Genomic DNA, 10,309 nt, shown 5'->3' on the forward strand with positions numbered 1-10,309 from the left:
CCTTATCCCAGCGTCTGAAGCGCGCTGGCCACCAGCCTATCAAGCCCGCCATCATCTGCAAAGCCTGCCTTTGTCGCGGCGGGGGTGGAGAGCGGGGGCTGCGCGCCAAAGGCGGCTTCCAGCGCGGCATCGGGTTCATAGCGCACCAGATCGGCGGACACGCCGCATTGGCGGGCAATTTCTTGCGCCAGATCGCCCATGGTCACGCGCAGGGCGGGCAGGGTGACGGCATAAGTGGGGGGCAGCAAGGTGGTGTCCAGTTCCAGCGCATGCAGGAAATTGCCGGTGACACAGGCCAAAGATTCCGCCCAGATGGTCGCCTGCGCCGAAACGGGGCAGGTGAATTCCTCGCCCGCTTTCAACGCATGGAACAGGTTGGACATGAAGGCGCTTTTCAGCCCCGAAGGCCCCTTGGGCCGCGCCAGAATGCCCGGCAGGCGCACGGTAACGCCCTCGATCCCGCCCCGGTTGGTGAACATGGCCACAGCATGTTCCATCATCGCCTTATGCGCGCCATAGATCATCTTGGGGCTGAGCGGGCTTTGATCATCGACGAAAGCGGGCAGGGGATCGCCGAAAACGGCAATCGAACTGGCATAGACAAAGCGGGGGTAGTTGCCGAAAGCGGAGGCCTCCAGCAGCAGGTCATACATGGCATCGACGTTGATCGCGCGCGAGGCAACCGGATTGGCCTCTGCCGCGCCGCCCGGCACGGTGGCCAGATGGATCACCGCCGACACGCCATCGCCCAAGGCCTCGCGCCGCAGATCGGCGCTGGCCAGATCGCCCGCCAGCACGTGCGCGCCCGCAGGGATGCCATCGGCCATCACATCCATCGCCACCACCTCGCGCCCCTGTTCCAGCAGGCTGGCCACGATGGAGCGACCAACAAAACCACCGGCGCCGGTGACAAGAATGGGGAGGGGCTGGGTCATGGGCATATCCTGCAGGCAATAAAGGCGGGGGACAGAAAAAGGCGGCAGGGTGTTTGCCTGCCGCCTTTCGCGGGTGGGTCGGGTTTAGATCTTCACGCTGAGCCTTGCACCGGCATAGCGATGGGAATCGCGCGCCGGCTGGCCGATGACCGCATTGGCCGTGCCCGCAAACGGACCGGAGAAGAAGTCTTCGGCGTTGGTCAGATAGAAGCGGTTGGTCACATTGTTCACAAAGAAGGTCAGCGAGGCGACCTCATCCTTGGTCTGGAAACCGACGCTCAGGTCCAGCAGGGCAAAGGCGCTCTGACGTGTATAGGGGTTCTGGTTGGCCTGCAGCACGGTGGAGGAGCGATAGTTGAGGTTGCTGCCCAGCAAGACATCGAATTTTTCCAGCGGAACGGTTTGCGTGATGCTTGCGCTCGCTTTGAACTTGGGGCTGGCAGGCATCGGCTTACCCGACAGATCCTGCGAATAATTGCCCGAAGCATCCGCCACGCAGCCTTGCGCCACGGTTTGCAGCGCATAGCAATTGGCGCCCTTGAAATTCTTGAACTTGGCATCGATCAGCGCCGCGGACAGCGAGATGCGGCTATTGCCCTTCACATAGGTGGCATCGGCCTCGATCCCCTGCGTGCGCGCGCCCGCATTGGCCAGCACCAGCACACCCACCAGCTTGCTATTATCGAACACCTGCGCCTGATAATTCTGGTAATTGGTGTAGAAGGCGGCGAGGTTCAGCGTCAGGTGACGGTCGAGCAGGCTGGATTTGAGGCCCAGTTCGAAACTGTCAATATGCTCCTGCTTGGTCGCCTTGGTAAAGCTCAGGTCAGAGGCATTGGCCGCCACGGTCGGCGCGGCCAGCGCGGCGGCTTGCGACACGCTGAAAGTATGGGCGGTGTTGAAAGCGTTGGGCTTGTAACCGCGTGTATAGGAGGCATAGGCCATCACGCGTTCGGCGGGGTGATATTGCAGGGCAAAATCGCCCACCAGCGCGCTGGAGGAATCCGAGGCATTCCAGGCAAAACCGCCCGCGCCGAAATTGCCGCTGCCATATTGCGCCTTGGTCGGGTCGAAATATTGCGCCAGATTCCAGCCAATCTTGTCCCAGTTATAGCGCAGGCCGCCCACCGCCCAGATCTTGTCGGTGAATTTTTCGGTTGCATGGGCGTAAATGGCGTAATTCTTGGTGGTGGAAATGTTGCGCTGGGCGGCGGGGAAGCCGACGAAAGTGCGCAGGCCATCGCCGGTCACATTGGTGTTCGAATAGAAAGCGCCAAGGATATAGCTGAAGGCCTTGCTGCTGTCGGAAGCCAGCTTGAATTCCTGCGTCGTCTGGCGCACGAAACCGGCGTTGGACTGCATATTGTCAAAGGCGGGCGCCATGCCACCCGTCAGCACGTTGAAGAAATAGATATCCGTGCCGAACAGATCCTGCGTCTGGAACTGCTTTTCATAGAAATGCGAGGTGGTGGAGGTCAGCGTGAAATCGCCCATGTGATAATTCATCACCAGCGATCCATCGCGGTCCTCGTAACGCGACCCCATGTTGACCGGCGAGGAATATTTGGTGTTGCCATAGGCAATGGTAAAGCCGGGGAACAGCACCGACTGGCTGAGCGGCGGGGCGCCCAGCAGCAGCGCGCCGGGGGTGAGATATTGATAGATGAAATTGTTGCCACGCGATTTGGACAGGGCATAGTGACCCATCAAAGTGGCATCGAAATCGCCCGATTCAAACTTCAACTTGCCGCGCACACCGAAACTGTCGGCCTTGCTCTTTACGCCGGTCTTGATGTTGGTCACCGGATAGGGGGTGCGGCTTTCATAACCGGCCAGACTATAGCTGAGCGTATCCGAAATCGGGCCGGAGGCGCGCAGGCTGACGCGATGTTCGCCGTCCTCGGTGCCGGTCACGTCCAGCGCGTAATGGGCCTTGGCCGTGGGGCCAAAGGTCACGAAATTGATCACACCAGCAGAGGCCGTGCGCCCGCCCAAAGTGGCCTGCGGGCCTTTGAGCACTTCGAGCTGGGCCACATCGGTGATGGTGTTGGCGGCAAAGGAGTCAGCCGGAACCGGCACGCCATCCATCTGGATCGACACGCCCGAAGTCAGGCCGATCGCGCCTTCATTAGCATTGGTGGAAATGCCGCGCATACCATAGGGCACGCGGCCATTGAACGTGCCCTTGATTTCCACCGAAGGCACCACGCGGTTGATGTCGGACAGGTCGGTCACATGGGCCTGCGCCACGGCGGCCTGCGACAGAACGGCGGCGGCCACCGCAATATCCTGCAGCTTTTCGGGGCGCTTTTGCGCGGTGACGATGATTTCGGCAATATCCTTGGGTGTGGCCGCGTTCTGCGCCATGGCCGGAGCCGACATCACCGGAATAGCCAGCGCCACGCCAGCGCATGAGGCCGACAGGCGCGCGATGGGGCTAATGAATTTATGCATACCCTCTCCCTAAACATCTTGTGACGTGCTGCACACGTTCTGGCATCGGTCTAGCCGCCGAGGAGCCTTCCGTCTCACCGATTGTATGGATAGGCGCCTATCCATGCTTCGGATTTGCCTCTGCCCCATGGCTTGATCATTTTGATGGCATGACACGGGAGAGCATCAGCAGCGTCCAAGTGGCGCTTATCGTTGGCGGCGGGATTGGCGGCATGGCCGCGGCAATCGCGTTGTCGGAACGCGGCGTAAAGGTCGAGATTGTCGACCTCGATCCGGAGTGGCGGGTCTATGGGGCGGGGATCACCATCACCGGCCCGACCTTGCGCGCCTATCGGCGGTTGGGCCTGCTGGACGCGATCAAGCAACAGGGGGCGATTACCAACAAGACGCGCCTGTTCAAATATGACGGCACGCATCTGCATGATCTGGAAGAGCCGGTGATCGAGGAAGGCCTGCCTGCCACGGGCGGGATCATGCGCCCGATCCTGCATCGCATCATGCAAAAGCGGGTGAAGGAATTGGAAATCCCCGTCCGGCTGGGGCTGACGGTAACCGCGCTGGAGAATGAGGGCGATGAGGTTGCCGTCACTTTCTCCGACGGGTCGAACGCGCGCTATGGTCTGGTGGTGGGTTCGGACTCAGTTGCCTCTGCGGTGCGCGATCTGGCCTTTCCCCATATGGCGCCTGCGGTGCCCACGGGGCAGGGCTGCTGGCGCATCTCGATCCGCAAACCGCCGGGGCTTGAATATGGCGAGTTCTATCTCGGCCATGAAAACCCCTGCGGTATCACCGCCTGCGCGCCTGACAGCGTCTATATGTGGATGCTCACCCGCCATGAAGAGCGCGAGCGCTTTATGGACGAGGAAGAGCTTTACAACGAATTGAAGCGCTTGCTGGCCGATTTTGGCGGCAATGCGGGCTGGATCCGCGACAATATGACGCGGCAGGACTGGATCAACTATCGCCCGCTGGCCGCTGTGTTGCAGCCCAAGCCCTGGTATAATGGCCGGATCGTGCTGCTGGGCGATGCGGTGCATGCCACCACGCCGCATTTGGCATCGGGCGCGGGCATGGCGGTGGAAAGCGGCATTGTGCTGGCCGAGGAACTGGCCGCTGCCGCTAGCGCCGAGGCAGGCTTGCTGGCCTATCAGGAGCGCCGCTATCCGCGTTGCAAGGATGTGATCGACAGTTCGGTTTCGGTGGGCCGTTTGCAATTGGCCCATGGCGACCCGCGCGAACATGCCCATATTCTGGAAGGCGCGCTGTCGCGCCTGAACGAGCCGTTTTAACCTATCAAGGGGGCGCCGTCGCCAGCGCCCCCTTTTTTGGCGGTTAGAACCGGTCGAGGTTCATCACCTTGGTCCATGCCTTGGCAAAGTCGGCGGTGAATTTCTCCGCGCCATCCTGCATCGCATAGACTTCGGCCACGGCGCGCAGTTCCGAATTGGAACCGAACACAAGATCGACCGGCGTGGCGGTCCATTTCACCTTGCCCGTGGCGCGGTCTGCGCCTTCATACAGGCCTTCGGTGGCAGACTTCTTCCATACTGTGTCCATGCTCAGCAGGTTGGTGAAGAAGTCATTGGTCAGCGCGCCCGCACGGCTGGTCAGCACGCCATGGGCCGCATGGCCGCTATTGGCGTCCAGCGCGCGCATACCGCCCACCAGCACGGTCAGTTCCGGCACGGTCAGGTTGAGCTGATCAGCCTTGTCCACCATGGCCTCGGCGGGCGATTGCCAATTGGCGGCGGCATCATAATAATTGCGGAACGGATCGGCCTTGGGCTCCAGCACGGCATAGCTGGCAGGGTCGGTCTGTTCCTGCGTGGCATCCACGCGGCCCGGCGTGAAGGGCAGGTCCAGCTTGCTGCCCGCCTTGGCCGCCGCCTGTTCCACGCCAACATTGCCGCCCAGCACGATCAGATCGGCAAGGCTCACCTTCTTGCCGCCCTTGGCGCTCTTGTTGAACTCGGTCTGGATCGCGGTCAGCTTGGCCAGCACCTTGTCCAGCTCCGCCGGATCATTCACCGCCCATCCCTTGGCAGGGTTGAGACGGATGCGGGCACCATTGGCCCCGCCGCGCATATCCGTGCCGCGGAAGGTGGAGGCCGAAGCCCATGCGGCGCGGATCAGCTCGCGCTGTTCCAGCCCGCTGGCGGCGATCTTGTCCTTCAGCGCGGCAATGTCACCGGCATCCACCATGGCATAATCCGCCTTGGGCAGCGGGTCTTGCCATGCGAAGGTCTGCTTGGGCACATCATTGCCGATATAGCGGGCCTGCGGCCCCATGTCGCGATGGGTGAGCTTGAACCATGCGCGGGCAAAGGCATCGGCATAGGCCTGCGGATTCTTGCGCCATTTGGTGATGATGGCGCGGAAGGCGGGGTCTTCCTTCAGCGCAATATCGGTGGTGAACATGATGGGGGCGTGAGTCACACCGGCCAGATGCGCATCGGGCACGAATTTGGCCTGATCGGCATTCTTGGGCGTCCATTGCGTGGCACCGGCGGGGCTCTTGGTCTTCACCCATTCATAATTCATCAGATTGTCGAGATATTGCGTGGTCCATGCCACCGGATTGGCCGACCATGCGCCTTCCAGCCCGCTGGTCACCGTGTCCTCGCTGTGGCCCTTGCCGCATTTGTTGTTCCAGCCCAGCCCCTGATTTTCCACCGGAGCGCCGGTCGGTTCGGCCGTCACGCATTCTTCTGGCTTATGCGCGCCATGCGCCTTGCCGAAAGTGTGGCCACCGGCGATCAGGGCGGCGGTTTCCTCGTCATTCATCGCCATCCGGCCAAAGGCGCGGCGGATATCGGCAGCCGCCGCAATCGGATCGGGCACGCCACCCGGGCCTTCGGGGTTTACATAGATGAGGCCCATCTGCGTGGCGGCCAACGGGCCTTTCAGATCGCCCTTGGCATCGCGGCGCCCATTATTGGCGTCGAGCCATTTCTTCTCGCTGCCCCAGAACACCATATCGGGTTCCCACGCATCCACGCGGCCACCGGCAAAGCCAGCGGTTTTGAAGCCCATCTGTTCCAGCGCGACATTGCCGGCCAGCACCATCAGATCGCCCCAACTGATCTTGCGACCATACTTCTGCTTCACCGGCCAGAGCAGGCGGCGGGCCTTGTCGAGACTGGCATTGTCGGGCCAGCTGTTTTGCGGGTCAAAGCGCATCTCGCCGCCCGCGCTGCCGCCACGACCATCCACGGTGCGATAGGTGCCCGCGCTATGCCATGCCAGACGGATGAAGAAGGGGCCGTAATTGCCATAATCGGCGGGCCACCATGGCTGGCTGGTGGTCAGGGTCTTGGCCAGATCGGCCTTCACAGCGGCCAGATCGAGCGTTTTGAATTCGGCCGCATAGTTGAAATCCGCGCCATAGGGATTGGCATTGGGATTTTGTTGACGCAGCGAGGAAAGATCAAGGCGGGCGGGCCACCAGTCCTTGTTGGTGGTGCCGGTTTCGGCAGCATAGGCGGTGGTGCCCATAGCCATCAAGGCGCTGGCGGCCAGCAATCTGGCCGCGCGGGGGAACAGGGAACGAGTCATCTTGGATACTCCTGCTTGTTGGCCATTCATCGGCGAGGCAGGAAATATCACCAGAGGGGTTATCTGTTTAATCGATTAAACTTGTAGCAATAATCGGTAACAATGTGGTTTTGGCGCAAGCCATCGGCGGGGGCGGGCTCTTGCCCCCGCCGGCCATGGCTTACAGCGCGAAATCGGAAGCCGACACGGAGGTGATACCCTTGAGCAGGATGCCGAAATCGGCCACGCCATCGCCGTTCACGTCGCCATAGACATAGGTGTTGCCACCCGAGACCTGATAGCGCAGTTGGCCCGCAACATTGGTAAAGCCCTTCGTGCCGATGAAGGAGAAGGCATCGTCCACAGCCGTGGCGGCCTTGGCGTCGATGTTGCTCAGGCTGATCTTGTCGGTGCCGCGAACGAAGTCGGTGATCGTGTCCAGCGCATAGCCGCTGCTAATGCTGTCCTGACGCAAGACAAATACATCCTTGCCCGCTCCGCCGGTCATCACATCCGCGCCCGCGCCCCCGTCCAGCGTATCATTGCCATCGCCGCCGTTCAGAATGTCGTTGCCTGTGCCGCCATAAAGGATGTCATCACCCGCACCGCCCAGCAACGTGTCATTGCCATCTTCACCGCGCAACGTGTCATTGCCATTGCCACCGTCGATGAGGTCGTTTCCGGCGCCACCCTGGATCGTGTCATTGCCATCCATGCCATACAGCTTGTCATTGCCATCGCTGCCAATGATGCGATTGTCCAAGCTGTTGCCGGTGCCGGTCAGGCCGTCGCTGCCGAAGAGACGGAGGGTTTCAACATTGGCACCCAAGGTGTAATCAACATAGGCATTGACGGTGTCTGTGCCGCCATTGGACAGTTCCACGACATGGGTGTCGGCATTGCGGACAATATAGGTGTCATTGCCATCGCCGCCCTGCAAATAGGCCTTGGTCGATAGCGATCCGGTCAGGGTATCATCACCCGTGCCACCGCAAACAAAGGAATTGCCTGTGGTCGCTGCGGCTAGCTTGTCATTGGCATCCGTGCCAGTGACATAGGTGAACTTGTCGTTGCCGATAACGACCTGGTTGCCAAAAGAGGTCGCGCCGGTGCTGGAGAGATAACCCGACAGCGGGTCGTCCGACAGTTGGGCATAGGCATCGGCATTTTCCGACAGCCATTTGGCGAAATCGGTAGCGTCGCTGGAGGTCATGCCCGCTGCCAACACATTGCCATTGCTGCCGACCACCGTGCTCGCCCCATCCATCAACAAATAGCGCGAGGCGGTGTTGTCGGTATAAAGCAGCTTGGAGGAATTGACGACGGTCAGCCAGCTGGTGCGGTCTTCAAAGGCGATGACAGTGTTGCCGGTCACGCTGCCGCTGATCACGCCGCTCAGGCAAATGCCATTATAGCTTTCGCCCACCACGGTGTTGTTGGCGACCGTAACGTTGTAAAAAGACAGTCCGCCGACCTGATCGCGGAAGAAGATGCCCTGCGTAGGTTCGCCATCGCCACGGGTGATCAGATTGTCGACAATGGTGATATTACCAGCAGCCGTGGTGGTGTTGGTGGTCCAGAACTGGATCGCGTCGGGGTGGTCCCCTGCGGCGGGATAGAAATCGGTGAAAGTGTTGCCGGAAATCAGGACGTTGGAGTTGCCGCCGCCGCGAATGCCATCCATGCGGATGTCATGGAAGCTGCTGTCGGTGATGGTGACGCCGGTGTTGTCGAGCAGGTCGATGCCCGATTTGGAATTGTAGAAATCGCAGTCATCCACTGTCACGCCCGTGCTGCCGCGGATCAGCAGGACATTGCTTTCCTGCCCGCTGCCAATGTTGTCGGGCCCATGCACATCCAGGCCGGACAGGGTGATATTGCTGCTGTTCGTAATACGAAAGTTCCAGCTGGTGCCGGCATCTTCCTCGAACAGTTCCAGGTTCGACAGGGTGATGCCGCTGCAATTGGTCATGGCCAGGCTGGTCAGCACCGCAGGGTCGGACGGGTTGGCCGAGGTGATCGTCACATTGCCGGCAATGTTGACGTTGCGCAGGCTGAGATTGTCGTAGTCGCCGCTGGCCAGTTTGATGACATCGCCGTCACCTGCCTTGGCCAAGGCGGTCTTCAGTTCGGCCGTAGTGCTGACATTATAGGTGGTCATTGAAAACTCCTATCGACACTGGCGTCGCAACCCGCGCTGTGTGCTTCGATAGTCTGTTTATGTGGCAAACTCTGTAATCCCCCCTAACACGATTGGTAACCGAATTGGCAAGTATGATTTTCCGGTAAGTTCTGTGCCTAGGGGCGGCCACGGGGTAGCTGGAGAGCATGCCATAAGACAAAAAATGGCTTTTGCCGTTAAGATCTGTGGGTGTCTGGTCAGAAATTAGCGAATCGTTCAAAGAGATTTCACCTTTCTCACCGGTGGTTAAGCGGAAGAACGGTCTTTCATTCGAATCGTCGTGCCGATTTGGTTTGTTGTGCCTGTACCAATTCGGCACAGGCAACAATAATCATGCGGCAAAGAGAGAGCGAAGTGTGACCAGCCGTTAACCGGCGCCTCGCGCCATGGTTGGGGGGGGGGCTATCAGCCCGCCAGATGCCATTCGGCAGGAGCGCCGGGGGTCTGGATCGACAGCCAGCGATAACCGGTGGCGTCCCAAGGGGTGATGGTGTTGGTGCGGTTGTCCAGCACCAGATCGCCCTGGGCCATGCGGGCCACCAGAACGGCGTGCACACCCGATGCACGGCTATAGACGATGCCCATGAACAGGCGATCGGCGGGGAAGTTCTGCCCCAGCAGTTCCACGCGCTTTTCCAGCGCCAGATCCTCGCAGTCGCCAGCAGCGCGCGGGCCGGTGCCACTGGGGCGCCACATTTCCTCGCGGCCGTAAACCGTCATGTCGGTCTTTTGCGCCACGACGCGGTTCACGCGCAGGTTGACGCGATAAAGCGCCGCCATCAGGGCGGGTTCGTCGTTTTGTGCCAGCAAAGGCGTGGCGGCCTGATCCAGCGTGCCTTCGGCCAGAGCGGCGGTGGGCTGGGTCAGCAGTGTTCCGGCGGCATTGGCCAGCATGGGCGCAGGCGCGGCTTGTGCCGAGGAGGCAAAGCTCTGGCACAGGGCGGGGGCGGATTCGCACATCTCGCTATAGCCAAAGGGCGCATCGACCACCTCTCCCATAGGCACAAAACCATGCGCGGGCCCTTGGGCCAGTGCAGGCGTTGCGGCGCTGCCCAGAAGAAGGGCGGATAGCGCGAGATTTAGGCGATAACGCATAGAGCAGCATCCTTTGCTGCCTGCATCATGCGTTGGCGCTGCCTAGCGTCCGGTTCTTAAATCTGGTGAGCGATTTCTCAGTAAAGGTGCTTGATAGGTGGATGATAAT

General features: G+C 60.6%; 6 protein-coding genes. 1 reads left to right on the top strand and 5 read right to left on the bottom strand.

The window, feature by feature from the left end:
- Positions 1–2: 2 nt before the first annotated feature.
- Both EOE18_RS09000 and EOE18_RS09005 read right to left on the bottom strand, forming a co-directional pair.
- Positions 3–935: an NAD-dependent epimerase/dehydratase family protein gene (locus EOE18_RS09000; RefSeq protein WP_127708569.1), complete on the bottom strand. Its 933-nt coding sequence runs from the start codon at positions 933–935 to the stop codon at positions 3–5.
- Between the two features lie 84 nt (positions 936–1,019).
- Positions 1,020–3,389 (bottom strand): TonB-dependent receptor, encoded by a 2,370-nt coding sequence (locus EOE18_RS09005; RefSeq protein ID WP_127708572.1) that lies wholly within the window; start codon positions 3,387–3,389, stop codon positions 1,020–1,022.
- A 179-nt stretch (positions 3,390–3,568) separates the two neighbouring features.
- Here EOE18_RS09005 and EOE18_RS09010 point away from each other — a divergent pair, with 179 nt between their 5' ends.
- A complete protein-coding gene (locus EOE18_RS09010; protein WP_246027347.1) occupies positions 3,569–4,678 on the top strand; it encodes an FAD-dependent monooxygenase in 1,110 nt (369 codons plus the stop codon).
- Positions 4,679–4,721: 43 nt separating this feature from the next.
- On the opposite strand, the gene katG is transcribed toward EOE18_RS09010, so the two are convergent.
- The 3 genes from katG to EOE18_RS09025 all read right to left on the bottom strand — a co-directional run bounded on the left by katG (position 4,722) and on the right by EOE18_RS09025 (position 10,200).
- Positions 4,722–6,944, bottom strand: a complete 2,223-nt coding sequence (gene katG, locus EOE18_RS09015; protein WP_127708578.1) for a catalase/peroxidase HPI — start codon at positions 6,942–6,944, stop codon at positions 4,722–4,724.
- A gap of 160 nt (positions 6,945–7,104) precedes the next feature.
- Positions 7,105–9,084, bottom strand: coding sequence for a right-handed parallel beta-helix repeat-containing protein (locus EOE18_RS09020; RefSeq protein ID WP_127708581.1), 1,980 nt, complete (start codon positions 9,082–9,084; stop codon positions 7,105–7,107).
- A 426-nt stretch (positions 9,085–9,510) separates the two neighbouring features.
- Complete coding sequence (locus tag EOE18_RS09025) at positions 9,511–10,200, bottom strand: transglutaminase-like cysteine peptidase (RefSeq protein ID WP_127708584.1); 690 nt, start codon at positions 10,198–10,200, stop codon at positions 9,511–9,513.
- Positions 10,201–10,309 lie beyond the last annotated feature (109 nt).

This window comes from Novosphingobium umbonatum, assembly GCF_004005905.1.
In the GTDB taxonomy this organism is placed as follows: domain Bacteria; phylum Pseudomonadota; class Alphaproteobacteria; order Sphingomonadales; family Sphingomonadaceae; genus Novosphingobium; species Novosphingobium umbonatum.